Annotated in this window: 18 protein-coding genes; 15 read left to right on the top strand and 3 right to left on the bottom strand. The window is 42.6% G+C overall.

Annotated elements, in window-relative coordinates:
• Positions 1 to 40 precede the first annotated feature (40 nt).
• The 3 genes from EIZ58_RS25310 to arr form a co-directional block, all read right to left on the bottom strand.
• Positions 41 to 442 (bottom strand): HEPN domain-containing protein, encoded by a 402-nt coding sequence (locus EIZ58_RS25310; protein ID WP_134703761.1) that lies wholly within the window; start codon positions 440 to 442, stop codon positions 41 to 43.
• Positions 429 to 770: a nucleotidyltransferase domain-containing protein gene (locus EIZ58_RS25305; RefSeq protein ID WP_134703760.1), complete on the bottom strand. Its 342-nt coding sequence runs from the start codon at positions 768 to 770 to the stop codon at positions 429 to 431. The genes EIZ58_RS25310 and EIZ58_RS25305 overlap by 14 nt, the downstream gene beginning before the upstream one ends.
• Positions 771 to 1,665: 895 nt before the next feature.
• The gene (gene arr / locus EIZ58_RS25300) at positions 1,666 to 2,082 is read right to left on the bottom strand and encodes an NAD(+)--rifampin ADP-ribosyltransferase (RefSeq protein WP_134703759.1); all 417 of its coding nucleotides are present in this window, start codon (positions 2,080 to 2,082) and stop codon (positions 1,666 to 1,668) included.
• Between the two features lie 368 nt (positions 2,083 to 2,450).
• On the opposite strand from arr, the gene EIZ58_RS25295 reads away from it, so the two are divergent.
• The 15 genes from EIZ58_RS25295 (at position 2,451) to EIZ58_RS25230 (ending at position 16,366) form a co-directional block, all read left to right on the top strand.
• Entirely contained in the window at positions 2,451 to 3,257 is an 807-nt protein-coding gene (locus tag EIZ58_RS25295) for a glycosyltransferase family 2 protein (RefSeq protein WP_167577953.1), read from the top strand.
• A 129-nt stretch (positions 3,258 to 3,386) separates the two neighbouring features.
• A complete protein-coding gene (locus EIZ58_RS25290; protein WP_134703757.1) occupies positions 3,387 to 4,385 on the top strand; it encodes a LacI family DNA-binding transcriptional regulator in 999 nt (332 codons plus the stop codon).
• Positions 4,386 to 4,711: 326 nt separating this feature from the next.
• Positions 4,712 to 5,551, top strand: coding sequence for a beta-keto acid cleavage family enzyme (locus EIZ58_RS25285; RefSeq protein ID WP_205672342.1), 840 nt, complete (start codon positions 4,712 to 4,714; stop codon positions 5,549 to 5,551).
• Positions 5,552 to 5,573: 22 nt separating this feature from the next.
• Entirely contained in the window at positions 5,574 to 6,608 is a 1,035-nt protein-coding gene (locus EIZ58_RS25280) for a ketopantoate reductase family protein (protein ID WP_134703755.1), read from the top strand.
• A gap of 30 nt (positions 6,609 to 6,638) precedes the next feature.
• Complete coding sequence (locus EIZ58_RS34945; protein ID WP_255438409.1) at positions 6,639 to 6,770, top strand: hypothetical protein; 132 nt, start codon at positions 6,639 to 6,641, stop codon at positions 6,768 to 6,770.
• 14 nt (positions 6,771 to 6,784) lie between these two features.
• Positions 6,785 to 8,341, top strand: a complete 1,557-nt coding sequence (locus tag EIZ58_RS25275) for a sodium:solute symporter family protein (RefSeq protein WP_134703754.1) — start codon at positions 6,785 to 6,787, stop codon at positions 8,339 to 8,341.
• 651 nt (positions 8,342 to 8,992) lie between these two features.
• Complete coding sequence (locus EIZ58_RS25270) at positions 8,993 to 9,724, top strand: GntR family transcriptional regulator (protein WP_134703753.1); 732 nt, start codon at positions 8,993 to 8,995, stop codon at positions 9,722 to 9,724.
• 166 nt (positions 9,725 to 9,890) lie between these two features.
• Positions 9,891 to 10,712 carry a PfkB family carbohydrate kinase gene (locus EIZ58_RS25265; protein ID WP_134703752.1) on the top strand — a complete coding sequence of 274 codons (822 nt, stop codon included), beginning with the start codon at positions 9,891 to 9,893 and terminating at the stop codon, positions 10,710 to 10,712.
• Positions 10,713 to 10,961: 249 nt separating this feature from the next.
• A complete protein-coding gene (gene frlD / locus EIZ58_RS25260) occupies positions 10,962 to 11,744 on the top strand; it encodes a fructoselysine 6-kinase (RefSeq protein WP_205672340.1) in 783 nt (260 codons plus the stop codon).
• A 34-nt stretch (positions 11,745 to 11,778) separates the two neighbouring features.
• Complete coding sequence (locus tag EIZ58_RS25255; protein ID WP_134703750.1) at positions 11,779 to 12,630, top strand: amidohydrolase family protein; 852 nt, start codon at positions 11,779 to 11,781, stop codon at positions 12,628 to 12,630.
• Positions 12,618 to 13,064, top strand: coding sequence for a secondary thiamine-phosphate synthase enzyme YjbQ (locus tag EIZ58_RS25250; protein ID WP_240689417.1), 447 nt, complete (start codon positions 12,618 to 12,620; stop codon positions 13,062 to 13,064). The genes EIZ58_RS25255 and EIZ58_RS25250 overlap by 13 nt, the downstream gene beginning before the upstream one ends.
• A gap of 296 nt (positions 13,065 to 13,360) precedes the next feature.
• Positions 13,361 to 14,242, top strand: a complete 882-nt coding sequence (locus EIZ58_RS25245; protein ID WP_134703748.1) for a transporter substrate-binding domain-containing protein — start codon at positions 13,361 to 13,363, stop codon at positions 14,240 to 14,242.
• Between the two features lie 20 nt (positions 14,243 to 14,262).
• Entirely contained in the window at positions 14,263 to 15,003 is a 741-nt protein-coding gene (locus EIZ58_RS25240) for an amino acid ABC transporter ATP-binding protein (RefSeq protein WP_134703747.1), read from the top strand.
• A 27-nt stretch (positions 15,004 to 15,030) separates the two neighbouring features.
• Complete coding sequence (locus EIZ58_RS25235) at positions 15,031 to 15,777, top strand: amino acid ABC transporter permease (RefSeq protein WP_134703746.1); 747 nt, start codon at positions 15,031 to 15,033, stop codon at positions 15,775 to 15,777.
• On the top strand, positions 15,758 to 16,366 hold the full coding sequence (locus tag EIZ58_RS25230) for an amino acid ABC transporter permease (protein ID WP_134703745.1): 609 nt from the start codon (positions 15,758 to 15,760) through the stop codon (positions 16,364 to 16,366). The genes EIZ58_RS25235 and EIZ58_RS25230 overlap by 20 nt, the downstream gene beginning before the upstream one ends.
• The last annotated feature ends 4 nt before the right edge of the window (positions 16,367 to 16,370 follow it).

The following is a 16,370-nucleotide window of genomic DNA, read 5'->3' as shown; positions in this document are numbered from 1 at the left end:
ATTCACTTCGTAACTAAACCTGCATTTTGTATCTCTTAGTTTAGTTCGTCCTTATTTCTTTCTCTATCATTTTCTCAATTTCAAGATTAAACTGTTCTACACCCTTTAATACTTCTTCAGCCAAATTTCTATCAAAGAAAACCTCACTATTATAATCTGCATCTGATCGATAATCCATTAATTTATTATATAATTTGGCAGATTCTTTGGTTATTAACCCTTTGTTAGCTAATTCTTTATTCACAAAACCTCTAACATGCGTATGTTTATTTACGTATTCACATCTTATAATTAAGAGAGCAGATACCGTTTGAAATGCAGAGTAATATAAATTGCTAATACAGCTATCATACCTGCCACTCTTATAGTCATCTTTAGCTGATGCTAATTTCTCCTTTGCTTTTCGTAGCATAGCCTTGCTTGCTTGTTCACTGTAGGACAATTTCTACTCCCTCTCTTTCAACATTAAGTTTCAGTAAGGGATTTACATGCTCACCGGACTCCCAGTCTTTATCATTAAAATACAGGCAACTTAATGTAACGCCATAATCAATACTAATATCGGCCGATATATCAGACAATTTTGCTCTATCATTTATTGTTTTAGGTTTTTCTGTGAGGACTAACAAATCAATATCTGAATACTTTTCATCGGTTCCTCTTGCTTTTGATCCAAATAATATGATCTTTTTTACTTTTAATTCATCTTTAATTTTTTGATATAAGCTCTGTATTGCTATTTTTTCAAGTTCAGAGATGTTTGTAAGCATGTCCACACCACCCTTTACAATATTATTATTATGATAGTCGATAACACCATTATTATAACATAGTGGTGTACGGTGGATTACGCGCTTTTTTTATCAGTTACTTAGGGACTGTCCCTCACTCCGCTAAAGTTTAAAGTGTGAAATTAAACCTCCTGCATCAAAGTATTATTCTTAAGAGGAGGCTATTGTTACACCAAGTAGAATTGGACAGATATTAGATCGCCAGGCTCGTAGAGCAAACTTATATAAGAGGGGCCTGATGGGTTGTTTTCTACGCTTCCCAATCGGCAAATTACTTACAATTTGTTAAAGCAAGAAATCCCATCGTTCATCTCCAAATACGGCTGGTACGTTTATCTGCAATAATACCCTATACGCGGTTTTAGATTACATCCGGAGGAACGATTTGTCTATCATAGGGGGGTCATTCATTTTCCGGCGTCAACGGCCATGGCCGTTGAAAAGCAGGCCTTGCCCAGCTTGCCTCACCAAACGATGGTAGAAGGCCTGAAAATCATCATTACGAAACGGTGGATAATTGATCATCGAAAGCGCAAGTAGCGCGTTTGCCATTGAGGTTGCAAAACAGAAATCACGCATAAAAGGGCAATCCTTCTGGCCGTCAGATGGGTTGCCTTTTTTTTCGTGAAGGGAAGTTTAGGGTACAGGGTCATCCTCCTGTATCTGTTGATAACGCTCAATTACGGCTGTAAAAGAGCAGGGGGCTATGCCTGAATCAGCCACTCCTCGGCAAGTTGTGTCCATAGTTTTTAATTCACGCCACATTGGAACAGGGGGACTGAAAGAGGAAAACTGAAGAAAATAGCGAACCTGCGCTTTACCTTAGTAAAGCAGATGAAATCCAGCAGATTCAAGCCGGGAACCTGGATATGGTTTAATCGTATATTACAAATTTTCCTTCTTCACGCAACTTATTTATAGATGCAATCATATGATTTATTTGTTCATCGGAATGTCTTTCCCATGTACCTAATTCAGCTATTATCTTCAATGGTGATTTAGACCTATAGGAACGTGTTGGGTTCCCAGGGAATTTTTTGTCGGTTACGTTCGGGTCATTTTCAAATTCACCTAATGGTTCTACAATATAAATTCTTTCTTTTGATTTGGAGGTTGCTAATTCAGCACCCCATTTAGCAGCATCTAATGTTGCAGTAAAATATATATAGTTAGATTTTTTATCTTGGTAATTTGATATGTGTTGTGGTTCTAATAAATCTCCAATGTTTAGTTCTGCTTTAGTACCATGAAAAAAAGGACCATTATCTAAGATATCTTTTTTGGCAATCATGCTGATACACCTCTTTTATATTTTTAGATTTGTATAATAACATTATAGTATCCGGGTTGGAATAATAATTATTCCTGCAAATTTTCTTCTGGGTCTCCTCAACATTCAACATTAGTTTTCTTGGGAGAGTTAGCATCATTGCTTAAATTTTTAACATGTTTCAGCAATATATTTTTGAAAATTACATAAAACGATATAATTTACCAGTTTCTCTTGATAAGATAGAGTTGGTTTCCCCCATGGCGAACCTTCGCTCATGGAGTGTCAATTCTTGATTGAATAAACTTTGGCAAACCTGATAGTTTCGTTCCTGAGTATCGTGCCATAAGGTTTGGGCTACACATTATCTCAAAGTGAGGTGGAATAAAGTGCAACAACGTAAGGTAACCGTCGTCATTCCAGTATATAATCGTGAAAAATATATAAGTAAAGCCATTGAAAGTGTCCAAGAACAATCCTTTGAAAAATGGGAAATGTTGATTATGAATGATGGCTCTACTGATAATACGGAGCAAGTAATTCAGAACTATTTGTTGGATAAACGGATTAGATCTATTTCAAGTCCAATTAACCAAGGTGTAGGAAAGAGTTTAAACTTGGCCCTTCAACTTATAGACACACCTTACTTTACCGTGGTAGACAGTGATGACTGGATAGAAAAGGACACACTTTCCATTTTGTTAAAGGAAATGGAGAATCAACCACTTTCTACCTCCCTTGTTTGCGCTAACGCATTGGTATGGAGAGAATCTTTAGATGGCGAATTAATACTTACGCATCGTGAAATCCATCGGCCTTTTCGAGATAAATATGACTTTTTATTTTATGGGCCTATGTTAAGCCCTCGTTTTTTTAGAACAGATAGTGTGAGAAAAGTAAATGGTTTTGAGTCAGATGACCCTCTAGGTGGGCGATTAAACGAGGATCGTTATTTGCTTCTTAAATTGATTGCTCAAAGTAATTTTCATTATGTAAATGAAGATTTATACAATATTCTTAAACATAGCGGAAATTTAACCAAAGAGGATAACAGAAAGGTTCAAAATGAAACAAAGAAGTACATTGTTAACAAGTTATTAAAAGAATGGGGGGACGAGTTTGAACCTGTATTTTATTCAACTGAAGAAGGATGGTTGGATGTGAAGGAACTAGTTCCCAAAGGGGGAAGGAACTAGTTTAACCGAGCTTAGGCAGCCAGATCTACATTAAGTTTCTTACTAAAAATAGATAAGATCATTGAATTGCCATCGTTCTAAATATATGATAGATACAGTTATCGAAACGTTTTGCACGGAGGTTTTTAAATGGCTACGATGAAAGACATATCTAAAAAAGCTAATGTGTCACTTTCTACCGTGTCAGCTGTTATTAATCAATCGGCCTATGTCAGTCCGGAACTTACGAAAAGAGTGATGCAGGCCATTGAGGAACTTAATTACAGGCCCAATGCCGTAGCACGGAGTTTGAAGAAGAAGAGCACGAACACGGTGGGTGTGATCGTGACGGATATTTTAAATCCCTTTTATCCGCCCATGATCAAAGGGATAGAGGATGTATCGTTTAACCATAACTTCAATGTCATCCTGTGTAATACCTCAAATGAGCATAAAAGAATTAGGACTTACCTCGAACTCATGCTGGAAAAACAGGTGGACGGTATTCTGTTAGCCAATATCGCGAAAGCGGAGGATTTAATCGAGATTGAAAAAACAGGATTAAAATATGTGTTGATTAATAGAAAACCACCATTCTATGATAAACATTTTGTTGGTGTGAATAATCCGCTCACCTCTGAATTAGCTGTGAACCATTTAGTAACCCAAGGCTACAAAAGAATTGCGTATTTTGGAGGAAACTTGGAAATCAACACGGCGAGAGAAAGAAAAGACGGATTTATCAGCTGTATGGCTCATCATGGATTGGATGTGGATCCCATGCTCGTTTTTGATGGGGAATACTCCTTAGAGTCAGGATACGCCAACGTAAAAAAGATGCTCGCACAAGTGAAAAAGTTACCGGAAGCCATCTGTGCTGTAAGTGACATAGTCGCTTTCGGGGTGATCAAGGGTCTAAGAGATGCGGGGATTCGTGTTCCAGAGGACATTGCCGTCATGGGAAATGATAACAGCTCTTTCTCCGAAAATTTTCTTGTTCCCTTGTCGAGTATCGATCACTCCACGTATGATATGGGTAAATTATCCATGGAGCTGCTTTTAGAGATGATCAAGGAAAAGAATGAAATGCGGGCTAGACAAATCATCCTTACTCCATCCTTAGTTGTTCGTGAAAGCTGTGGGAAATAGTACTTGGAAAGAAAGTTTTCCGAAGTACTATTTGCTATTTTTACCAATACATTTTTGGGAAAATTTTAAAAAAAACAATTGATTTTGGAAGCGGGTCTATTTTATAATAACAGCAGATATGAACGAAACGTTTCGCTGGGGTGAAAGGTGGAATGATCCTAACGATTCTTCCGTTAACTAGTTTCTACCGTTTAAAACGACTAGAATACTAGTTAACTAGTAAAAAATGGACGGATAGTTATCATCAGCTTATCGATATTTTTTTAATCCTTATCGAAACGTTTCGCTAAACTGTGAACTTACATTGATCAAATGGAGGAATGAACGTGGAAAAACTAATCATTACGGTTGCTCCCACCGGAGCTCAAACTACTCGTAAACATACCCCTTATGTGCCTCTTTCCCCAAAGGAAATCGCCGATTCGGTTTATGAAGCGTGGCAAGCAGGGGCTGCGATCGCCCATATTCACGTGAGAGATGAAAGCGGAAACAATACCCTTAACTTAGATACCTATACGGAAGTGGTGGATCGAATACAGGATAAATGTGATATCATTCTGAATTTGACCACGGCCGGCGGCATCGATATGAAGGATGAAGATCGGCTTCGCGTGTGCGAATTGCGGCCTGAGATGGCGACCTTTGATGCGGGCTCCATGAATTTTGGATCCGGAGTATTTCTAAATTCACCTGTTTTTTTGGAACAATTAGCGATCAAGATGAAAGAGTATCAGATCAAACCTGAGATTGAGATCTTTGACGTTGGAATGATTCACAATACCTTGCGGATGGTCAAAAAGGGCCTCCTCGCGCCGCCGTTCCATTTCCAATTTGTACTGGGCGTACATGGAGGCATGCCTGCTACCCCTAAGAATTTGATGTATTTGGCCGAAAGTATTCCAGCTGATGCTACTTGGTCAGCGATTGGGGCCAGTAAAGACCAATTAGCGATTAATACCATGTCCATCATTTTGGGGGGGCATGTTCGAGTCGGCATGGAGGACAGTGTCTACTATCGACAGGGAGAATTAGCTCAAACCAATGCACAATTTGTTGAAAGAATCGTAGATTTATCTAGAACTTTAGGAAGAGAAGTGGCTACGCCAAACGAAGCAAGAGAGATTTTGGGGCTGGGCAAATCAAGCCGTGCCGTGTTAAGTAATTAATTACATCCAAGGAGGAGCACACATGAGAGTTGCGATAATGGGTTCAGGTTCCTTAGGTACCATAATCGGTGCTTTGATTACGGCAGGAGGGCAAGCCGTAGATTTAATTGATATCAATCAGGAACATGTCGAGGCACTTAATCGTTCCGGTGCCACCATTACGGGGTTTATGGATCTTTGCGTACCGGTAAAAGCCTTGTTGCCCCATGAAATGGAGGGGACGTATGATTTGGTCTTTTTGCTGACCAAACAGGTTTACAACCAAACTTCATTAGACCAATTGCTTCCACATCTTCACTCCGATAGTATCGTTTGTACGCTGCAAAATGGCATTCCGGAGGAGTTTGTTGCTTCTTATATCGGAAGAGACAGAACCATTGGCGGTGTCGTCGGATTTGGTGCGGCGTGGATCGGGCCGGGTGTTTCTGAGCTCGCCACCGAAATGGAAACGGTAAAAAATTATGCCTTTGACATCGGGGAATTGGATGGATCGATAACTCCTCGCCTGGTGGAGGTCAAAAGAATTTTGGATTTAGTTGGCCATTGTGAAATCTTGCCTAACATCATGGGAATCAAATGGTCGAAGCTATTAATGAATGCTACCTTTAGCGGGATGTCAGCTGCTTTAGGCTGCCGTTTTGGCGAGGTTTTATCCAATGAAGTTGCTATGTTTAGTTTAGCCCATATTGCCGATGAAACGATAAAGGTTGCCCGTGCTCATGGCATTCAATTCGAACTGATGCAAGGGAAAGACTTTGGATTTCTTGAACTCGAAGACGAACAGGATATCCCCAATAAAATGGATTTTTACCAGGAGGTTTGGGGACCGCATAGTAATACCAAAGCCAGCATGCTGCAAGACCTAGAAAAGCAGAGAAAATCGGAAATTGATTATATCAATGGTTTCGTTAGTCAGAAGGGGAGAGAATGTGGGGTGAAAACTCCTTTTAACGATTTGGTGGTTCAGTTCGTAAAAGAAGCTGAAAATACCAAAACGGTCCCTGATTTTACCACCAACCTGGCCCGTTTTAAATCGTATGGTGCTGTATTAAAATAGTCTTTTATCCCTTTAATAGGAGTGATCATGATGCTGGTAGCGTTTTCTATCTGGCTATTTACGATATTATTTTCCATCGGGTTTGGAACCTTCCTTTGCTATCGGATTGAAAAGAAGGGAGTCAAGCGCTGGGGGGCAACCGGTAAACTATTTAAGTCATAAAAGGGGGAAGAAGCATGAATTGGTATCTCGCTGTTTTTGGATTTTATATGGTCTTTCTCATCTGGACCTGTTTGCAAAGCTTGAAAAATGTCGAGTCGATGTCTGACTTTACAACAGGTGGGCATCGGATGGGTCTCTGGATCGGGGTGGGGACCTCGGTCGCAACCTGGGTCAGTGTGGCTTCCGTTATGGGTGTCCCTGGATATCTCTATAGCTCTGGCGTAGCGGCGATCATTGGCTGGGTAGCAGGCTGGTTTTTTGGAACGGCATTGATTCCGCTGGTTGCCTATAAAATTAGAAGACCGGAAACACCAGCTAGGACTTTTCCAGAATACGTTCAAATGCGATATGAGCCTTTTAAGAAAAGCAGTCCGATCAGGTCTCTCGTAGCAGCATTAATGTTGATTGGATATTTCGTTTTTACCCATTTACAGGTTGTCGGTTTCGGGATTGTATTCTCCACTATCACTGGGATTGATTATAAAATTGCTATTTTTGCCTTCCTCATCTTTTTACTTTTCACCAGCATTGGAGGATTCTGGTCTGTTGCTGTTACGGATTCAGTAAACTCGGTCTTAATCGTGTTAGGGGTAGTCTTAGGAGCCGGAGCGGTCTTGACCGCTACAGGAGGGTTCGAAAATATCTATAACACCCTGGCCACGACAACGGCTCCAACGATCGAAGGGGGAGAAAGTTTAAGTGCAGGAGTGCTTCTATCGCCGGTGGGTACCTTTGGAATTGGAGCGCTGTTCTCCATCTTTATCTCCAATTCGCTAGGGGCAGCCGTATCGCCTCACTGGGTAACGAGGATGTTAGCGCCGAAAAGTGTCAAAGTGGCGGTTATGCAAATGATGTTATCTGTTCTTGTTTTAATCGCGATTTTCCTTCCTTTAATCGTGATTGGGCTAGGAGCGAAGTCGCTCATTCCGAGTCTTCCTGCGGGACGAACCACGGATTATATCATGCCGATCGTCATCATGGAGTACGCCCATCCATTGGTTGGTGCTTTAACCTTGATCGCCTTATGTGCAGCGGCCATCTCTACGGCGAATTCCATGCTTCTGCATTGCGGTACTTCTCTGTACAATGATATTTATAAAAACATTTTTCCTAATAAGAAAGTAAGTGAAGAGACAGAAAGAAAACAGCTTCGATTCTGCATTTATGCCCTTGGGATCTTAGCTGTGGTCAGTGCGATTAAACCGCCCGTATTACTAGCCATGGGATTCACTTACGTCTATGGCGGGTTTGGAGCAGCCTTCTTCTTTGTCGTCTACTTAGGCTTGTATTGGAAGCGCATGAATCGTATGGGTGCATATGCCAACATTATCCTGGGTTCCACCGTGTATGTCATCGCAAAGGTAATGGGGGCAACCAATCCTTTTATTATTGGTTTAGCTGTAGCGTTTGTAGGCGTTTTAATTGCCGTTTATGCAACGAAAAAACCCCCATTGGAAGCTTACGAACCCTATTTTGAAGAACATACGAGCCCTTCCACGCAAAAAGTCATCGCTGCGATTCAAAAGGGCGAGCATACTCAGGAGGAGTACCTGAAAAGCACTAGTGCATAATGCGAGTGCCTGTCACTCCCCGGATTTTGTCGAATGTCCGCTTGGGGAAGAACCCAAGCGGACTTTTTTCATTCCATTTAGTGTACTGTTATGTAATGTTATGTAGTGTAGTGGAATGGAATGGAATGGAGTGTACGATGGAAACTATCAAATTTCTGAAACGTTCTCTATTACGCCATAGCTATTTTTCTCGCACCTCTTCATCCATCCCTTGACTGATCTTGGTGATGGAATACCTAGAAAAAAATTCCAAGGAAGCCACGAGACCTCCTTGGGTCACGCTACTATACTTCCACCCTATCCCAACCTTCTTAACGCTCTAGGTCAGTTGTCGGCGATGTGGACTTCCCATCTTTTGGCATGGTCTTCCCGTCAGAGGTATCAGTAGTGAGGAACTCCGAGCCAATGAAAACTGGTAACAGTCCTGCTAGGAGAGAACCACTTCCTTCCACCCGTGAATCGAAAGGCTTGACTCTACTCGACCCTTTCTTAAGATAAAGAACGAAAGTCATTACCGATAACGAATAATGTAACAAGGGGATATTACAAATTCATTAACTTGACATAATACAAGATATACCATATCCTTAATAGAGACAGACTAAACGAGTCGGTTCTTAAAAAATCCAGGTGGGTGAATAGGGGTTTATAATGAAACTGAACAACTCAAGCCAAAATCCTTTATATATTCAATTAAAGCAAATTATTAAAGAAGATATCCTTCGTGGTAAATATAAGCCTGGCCAGCAATTGCCTGCCGAATCAGAGTTGTGCAAGACCTATGGGGTTAGCCGAATTACGACCCGCAGAGCGATCACGGATTTGGTTGATGAGGGAATCCTTTTCAGTCATCAGGGGAAAGGCACCTTTGTCAAACAAGCCAAGGAAAAACGCGAACTGATTTCTGTTGGAAGTTTCTCTGACCTAACGTTGAATTCAGGGAAAAAACCAGGTTCGCAAATTTTATCTAGTTCGATTATCCAAGCCGATGAAACGTTAGCCGAGAAGTTTAAGTTATTCGAAGGGGAATCGCTGCTTAAGCTGCATCGTTTGCTGTTTATTGACGACGAGCCTTTCATTATCGAAACTTCGTATTACCCTCTCCAATTTTTACCGAATATTGAAAAACATATTTGGGAGTCCCCTTCCACTTATAGTATTCTAAAAAACAGATATAACATCGAAATTAAACGGTCTTCCAGAACGCTTGAGATTAATTTTGCCTCGGACTATGAAGCGAATATTTTCCATTGTGATCTCGGTTCCCCACTTTTTGCAACGGAGAAACTGAGCTATGATCAAGAGGATCGGCCGATTCATTTGTCTTATTCGTTATATATGTCGAATAAAGTCATCTTTACCATTGATAGCACGGAGAAGTAAAGAGGAAGAAAACTTAATAGGGTTGAAAAATCACATGACTGTAACGGATGGTTATAGGCATGTGATTTTTTGTTGGAAAATTTTCTTGATTTTCTATCTTTTCAGATGGTATATATTAGTATATTATAAGATATAACAACTTTTTTCTAAAAAAGGAGGGTGACTTATGAAGTTGATCGGTATTGGAGACAGTGTAGTGGATTATTATCAAGATCAAGGCTTGATTTACCCAGGTGGGAACGCTTTTAATGTAGGTGTGCTGGCTAAACGCAATGGAGCTCAGGCTTGTGCCTATCTTGGGATGATAGGAAATGATAAAGCGGCGGACTTGATCATACATGCGGCCAGCCTCGAAGAGATTGATATGACACGCGTTCGTCGTGTGTTTGGTCCTACGGGAGAGGCTGTCGTTTCCCTCAATGAAGAAGGAGATCGCGTGTTTGTAGGGACCAATAGGGGGAAACGTGTACAGTCCCTTTTGAAACTTCAGCTTACAGAGGAGGATCTCGATTATATTCGCACCTATGATTTGATTCATACGAGTGTCAATAGTGATATCGAACATGAGTTGATCCGATTGGCTGGGCAACCTATTTCTTATGATTTCTCTACGCCTAAACGATGGACAAGGGCTTACTTGGAGCAAGTTTGTCCTTATTTGACCTACGCTTTTTTTTCTGGCAGTGAGATGGAACTGGAGGATATTGAGAGGTTAATCGAGGAAGTCCATGGATGGGGTGTCCAAGTCGTAGGGGTAACCCGTGGAGCGCAGAGTGCAATTTTTTCAGAAAAGGGCGAGAGGTTTGAACAATCACCAATGCCTGCTCAAGTAGTGGATACGATGGGAGCGGGGGATTCGTTTATTGCTGGCTTTCTCGTGTCGTATCATGATCATCAGGACATGAGAAAGGCGTTACTTCAGGCTGCCCAATCTGCAGCGCAAACTTGTCAGACTTATGGTGCGTTCGGATATGGAACAAAGAAATAGACGTTAGGGTCAACACCTATTTTGTGAGATTATCTTACAAAATAGGTGTTCTTTTTGATTTGATAATAAAAAATGCAAGTTATGTTATATTAGCTAACAACTGCAAGCGCTTTAAATTTAAAAAATAGATTGACGCCTCTTGGTTTTGATGATATAAATTATAATATAACAAGATATGATAACAACATATGGCAAGTGGTGAATTGGCTTTAGTGTTTTGGTTCATTTATGGAAAGAAGGGAGGATTTTATGAGGGTTGCAGGTGTGGGATTTAATTGCATTGATCTCTATGAAAATTTGAACAAGCATTATCCTACAGGTAATAGTGTCGATTTTGTCATCCATCTCAGTCGAATGGGTGTAGACACGTCCATGATCAGTGTCATTGGGGATGATGTGTATGGGGGGCAGATGGCAGACCTGTTACAGAATGAGGGAATAGACATCTCCCATCTTCATGTTAAAAAGGGAAGTACCGCGATCTACAAGATGGATCTGAATGGGAATGATCGGGTGCATAAGGAAATGGTCGAAGGGGTCATGAGTAGTTTTTCCTTGACGGATGAGGATATTGCCTTCATTAAGGAGCATGATGTCCTACACACCAATTTATCGGGTAAGATTATGGGGCTTCTTCCGCAATTTAAAGAGCATGGAATTTTGACTGTTTTCGATTTTTCCGTAAGGGTAAATGAGATACCTGAATCCATCCTTCCTTCTGTTGATTATGCCTTTTTCTCCTATGACAAGGGAGAAGATGAGTTTATCTTGGATTACCTGAAATGGGCTAAAGATCTAGGACCCAAGGTTGTCATCGCGACGCTGGGAGAGAAAGGCAGTATTGCCTATGATGGTGAATCGTACTACAGGGAGGGCATTGTCAAGGTGGAAGTGGTTAATACCGTTGGGGCGGGAGATTCCTTCTGTGCTGGTTTCATGTATGGTATCCTCCAAAACTGGTCCATCCAGGAGTCTTTGCACCATGGGGCTAAGGTGGCTTCCCAAGTGGTCATGAAATTTGAGCCTTATTAAACTTAGGTTGAAACATCGGAAGGTGGTTTTCTAAATGATTATTGATGTACATACACACCCGATCTTTTATAAGGATATTTGCGAGGATAAAGAGGAGCTGAGTTTTCGCAAAGAGCAATTCGGAATCTTTAAACAGTCTCCTTATTCGTTAGAATCGGTCTTTATTGAAATGGATTACATGAACGTAGATAAATCGATCCTCCTTCCAGAAGACATTACGACTCAACAAGGGGGACACATCGTATCCAATGAACAGATCAAGACACTCGTCGATCTTGCGCCTCATCGGTTTATCGGGTTTGCGAGCGTGGATCCGTACCGTGGTGATGCAGTAGATGTGCTTGACTATGCGTTTAAAGAACTAGGGTTAATGGGATTGAAGCTTCACCCTTCGAAGCAAAAGTTTTATCCATATGATGAGATCCTGAAACCGCTCTATGAAAAATGCATCGAATACGATAAGCCGATTATGTTTCATGCCGGCATGACCTGGGAACCGGATGCTCCCGCCAAATATTCGCACCCTCTACATTTTGAGGAGGTGGCAATGGCTTATCCAACCTTGCGCATGTGCCTGGCTCACTTCGGATGGCCGTGGATCCATGAAACTATCATGCTCTTACTCAAATATCCAAACGTCTATACCGATACCTCCTTGCTGCACATGGATAATGCCCATGACTTTTTCGACCAGGTGTTTACGAAGAATATGGGACCGCTATGGATTGAGAGAAACCTGAATGACAAAGTCATGTTTGGTACAAACAGTCCGCGCTTTAAAGCGAAAAGGATGCTGCCTGCTTTAAGGAGTCTGAATTTACGGCCTAAAACGCTAGAGAAAATCTTGGGAGGAAATGCGGAACGATTCTTAGGATGGAAAGGATAGTCGATATGGTCAAAATCAAAGTGATGGTACTAAACACAAGAAAAGAATTTCAAATGATCAAGATTACGGAAGATGTTCGAAGCTTTGTGGAGGAGTCGGGGATTCAGAATGGATTGGCGGCCGTCATCACGGCCCATACAACAACAGGAATCATGGTCAACGAGGGTCTGACATGCGTAGAAACCGATATCGAAGAAACCTTAGAACGTTTAATACCGAAAGACGCGCCATATGCTCATGCTCACTTTCTGCCTTCCTATGGGGCGACAGGCAGCAACTCGCCTTCCCACCTCAAATCGATGCTGTCGGGCAACAGCTGTATGTTTGTCGTCCAAGATGGAAAACTCGTATCAGGGGATGCTCAGGATGTGTACTTCACGGAATTTGACGGTCCAAAAAGTCGGAAAGTTTATATTGAGATCATTGGTGAGTAAAGGAATTGGTAGTTTACCGCTAAATGATTATTTAGATATAATGGATTCTAAATCCTATTCAGGATGCTTGGAAGCTAAGAGATTTAGATCTATCCCATATTTTCAGATAAATAAAAATATTTTATTTAAAATGATATCAATCAAGAAACTGGAAAGAGCATTCGCGACAGAATGAAAGGGGGGATTTCACCGGGAAAGAATGACCATCAACTCATTTTCAAGTGCTAACGGGGGTTGCATTATTCAGCGTAAACGAGTCTTGTAGGAAAATATTAGACGAATGCGAGGGATTAGAAATGAAAAAAGAAATGAAGAAAAAGCTTTCCATGATGGTCATGGTGTCATCAATTGTAGCGATGCTTGCCGGATGCGGCTCCAATCCAACCACAGGCAGTTCGACGGGGGCACCGGATGCGCCTCCAACGGCTGCTAGTGATCTTCCTCCGCTGCCTGCCGAAGTGAAGGAGAGAGGGAAGCTGGTTGTGGGGGTAAAAATAGATTATCCCCCATTGGGATACCTGAATGAAAAAGGGGTAAACACCGGCTATGAGCCGGATGTGGTCCGGAGAATGGCCGAGTATGCTTTCGGTGACCCTGAGGCAGTTGAGTTTGTACCTGTCAATGCCACGAATCGTATTCCTTATCTGGATTCTAAAAAGATCGACTTTATTTCCGCTACGTTGGGCGTAACGGAGGAGCGCAAGAAGGTCATTGACTTCACGACCAACTTCTTTGACGGAGGCGCAGTGACCGTCGTTCCGAAAGACAGCCCGATCAAGGCGATCCCGGACCTTGCCGGTAAGAAAGTCATTGTCATTAAAGGTTCTACCGGATCCACTTACCTCGAACAGAATGTTCCAACGGCTGAGCAGATCAAGCTCGAGAGCAATGCCGATGCCTTCCGGGCTCTGAAGGACGGAAGAGGGGATGCGATGTTCCATGATGCGGTCCTGATGTCCGAATTCACGAAGACTTCTCCGGAATATGCGGTGGTGGGAGAACAAGTGGCTTTTGCTCCGATGGCCATGGGTGTTCGTAAAAATGATGCGGAAATGCTGGACTTCTTGAACGCATCGCTTGAAAAAATGAGAAAAGAGGACCATTTCAAAGTCTTGATTGAAAAGTACATGCCGAAAGCTGGCGATCTGGATCCGATGCAGATGATTCCTCGCCCATAAATTCCGTAGGAGGTCGTTGTATGGCAGCAAAACCTAAATTAGCCATTCGCAATTTGCAAAAACACTTCGGAGATCAACAGATCCTCCGAGGTGTGGATATTGATGTGTTTCCCCGCGAAGTGATCGTGATCATCGGTCCGAGCGGATCAGGAAAAAGCACGCTGCTCCGCTGTCTGAATGGGTTGGAGGGAATTAATGGGGGTTCCGTTTCCATTGACGACCAGCCCATCGAGTTCAACACGCCTTCTGCGCTGCAAAAGGTGAGGCAGCGAATCGGAATGGTATTTCAAAGCTATAACTTGTTTCCTCACATGACGGTCATGGAAAATCTGCTTCTTGCTCCGATGAAGGCTCAAAAGAAATCGAAAAGCGAAGTACTTCCCCAGGCGCGAGCGCTGCTGGAGCAAGTGGGCTTACTTGATAAAGAGAACAGCTATCCTTCCCAATTATCGGGAGGACAGCAGCAGCGTGTCGCAATCGCCAGGTCGCTAGTCATGAATCCGGAAGTTATTCTTTTTGATGAAGTTACCTCCGCGCTTGATCCGGAGCGGGTGAGAGACGTACTGGATGTGATGAAGGACTTGGCTGCGAGAGGTACAACCATGATGATTGTGACCCATGAGATGGGGTTTGCCCGTGAAGTGGGAGACCGGATTATCTTTATGGACCAGGGAGTCATTGTCGAGCAGGGAACCCCGGATGAAATCTTCGGGAATCCTAAGGAAGATCGAACCAAACAATTTCTCCGGAATGCGATGTAATGAGGAAAAAGAAAGGAGGAAGGTGATTTGAGTTTCGATTTCGCTTATATCCTGCAGACGCTGCCTCTGCTTCTTACCGGTCTGAAAATGACCCTATGGATCAGTGTGATCAGTATGATCCTGTCTCTTGTGATTGGGATCAGCGGTGCGGTGATTCGCACCCTGAAGATTCCCGTCTTGTCCCATCTGGTGACGGTTTATGTGGAAGTCATTCGGAATACACCGCTGTTGGTTCATGTATTCTTCTTATATTTTGGGTTGCCGGCGATCGGGATTAAATTGTCAGCCGTTACGGTAGGGATATTATCTTTATCCCTATGGGGCGGAGCCTTTGCAGTAGAGAATTTCAGGAGCGGTACGGATAACGTGCCCAAAGCCCTCATTGAATCCGGGCAATCCTTGGGTCTCAGCCGCCGGCAAATCGTGCAGCACATTATCGTGCCGCTGGGGTTTCGGATCAGCTTTCCTGCCTTCTCCAATACCGCGGTGTCCGTTTTGAAGAACTCCGCCTATATGACCGGTATTGGTGTGGCGGAACTGACGTTCATGGCCGTGGACCGGATCGCGTATGATTTCAAAACTTATGAAATGTTGTTCACGATTGCGACGATCTATTTAATTCTGATCTGGGGAACCTCATTCCTATTTAGCAGAATTGAACGAAAACTGGATTTTAATAAAAAAAGTAAAGACAAGGTGGTGAAGAACGCTGGAAACCATAGTAGCAAGCTTCCCCTTACTGTTAGAAGGGTTGATGAAGACACTTCAGCTTAGCGTAAGTTGTATTGTGATTGCTCTGGTTGTCGGGGTGCTGGTAGGGGTGATGCAGACTTCCAAGCAAATGGTGATTTTCTCCATCGCCAGGGGGTATGCCGAGCTGTTTCGCGGGTTGCCTATCGTCATTACTCTGTTTATGGTCTTTTTTATCCTGCCGGAAGTGGGGATTCGCGTGAACAGCTATATCTCCGCTATGCTTGCCTTGAGTTTATGGAGCAGTGCGAATATATCGGTGGCGGTTCGAGGGGCCATCCAGTCCATTCCGCCAACGCAGGTGGAAGCCAGCTTATCGCTTGGCTTAAGCCAACTGCAGACTATGCGTTACGTTATTTTGCCGCAGGCTTTCCGTCGCATGCTGCCTTCGATTATTGGCTTGTTGTCCAATTTGATTCAGTCAACTTCCCTGTCCATTCTGATCGGGAACGTGGATTTCCTCAAGTCAGCCCAGTTGATTATTGAACGGGTCGAAATTCTTCAAGGAGCGGCGATCGCGTTTCAGATGTACACGGTGGTCTTAGTGGTCTATTTTGTGATTTGCTATCCGCTTTCCCTTCTTTCTAGAAGAATGGAGAGAAGACTGCAATAAGGAA

Source organism: Ammoniphilus sp. YIM 78166, from assembly GCF_004522215.1.
GTDB lineage: Bacteria > Bacillota > Bacilli > Aneurinibacillales > RAOX-1 > YIM-78166.
This window is presented reverse-complemented; position numbering and strand designations above follow the sequence as displayed.

Coding starts and splice junctions, on each gene's coding strand:
- EIZ58_RS25245 (WP_134703748.1), top strand. CDS start 13,361: ATGAAAAAAGAAATGAAGAAAAAGCTTTCCATGATGGTCATGGTGTCA.
- EIZ58_RS25270 (WP_134703753.1), top strand. CDS start 8,993: ATGAAACTGAACAACTCAAGCCAAAATCCTTTATATATTCAATTAAAG.
- EIZ58_RS25250 (WP_240689417.1), top strand. CDS start 12,618: ATGGAAAGGATAGTCGATATGGTCAAAATCAAAGTGATGGTACTAAAC.
- EIZ58_RS25305 (WP_134703760.1), bottom strand. CDS start 770: ATGCTTACAAACATCTCTGAACTTGAAAAAATAGCAATACAGAGCTTA.
- EIZ58_RS25240 (WP_134703747.1), top strand. CDS start 14,263: ATGGCAGCAAAACCTAAATTAGCCATTCGCAATTTGCAAAAACACTTC.
- EIZ58_RS25255 (WP_134703750.1), top strand. CDS start 11,779: ATGATTATTGATGTACATACACACCCGATCTTTTATAAGGATATTTGC.
- EIZ58_RS25290 (WP_134703757.1), top strand. CDS start 3,387: ATGGCTACGATGAAAGACATATCTAAAAAAGCTAATGTGTCACTTTCT.
- EIZ58_RS25280 (WP_134703755.1), top strand. CDS start 5,574: ATGAGAGTTGCGATAATGGGTTCAGGTTCCTTAGGTACCATAATCGGT.
- EIZ58_RS25275 (WP_134703754.1), top strand. CDS start 6,785: ATGAATTGGTATCTCGCTGTTTTTGGATTTTATATGGTCTTTCTCATC.
- arr (WP_134703759.1), bottom strand. CDS start 2,082: ATGATTGCCAAAAAAGATATCTTAGATAATGGTCCTTTTTTTCATGGT.
- frlD (WP_205672340.1), top strand. CDS start 10,962: ATGAGGGTTGCAGGTGTGGGATTTAATTGCATTGATCTCTATGAAAAT.
- EIZ58_RS34945 (WP_255438409.1), top strand. CDS start 6,639: ATGCTGGTAGCGTTTTCTATCTGGCTATTTACGATATTATTTTCCATC.
- EIZ58_RS25265 (WP_134703752.1), top strand. CDS start 9,891: ATGAAGTTGATCGGTATTGGAGACAGTGTAGTGGATTATTATCAAGAT.
- EIZ58_RS25230 (WP_134703745.1), top strand. CDS start 15,758: ATGAAGACACTTCAGCTTAGCGTAAGTTGTATTGTGATTGCTCTGGTT.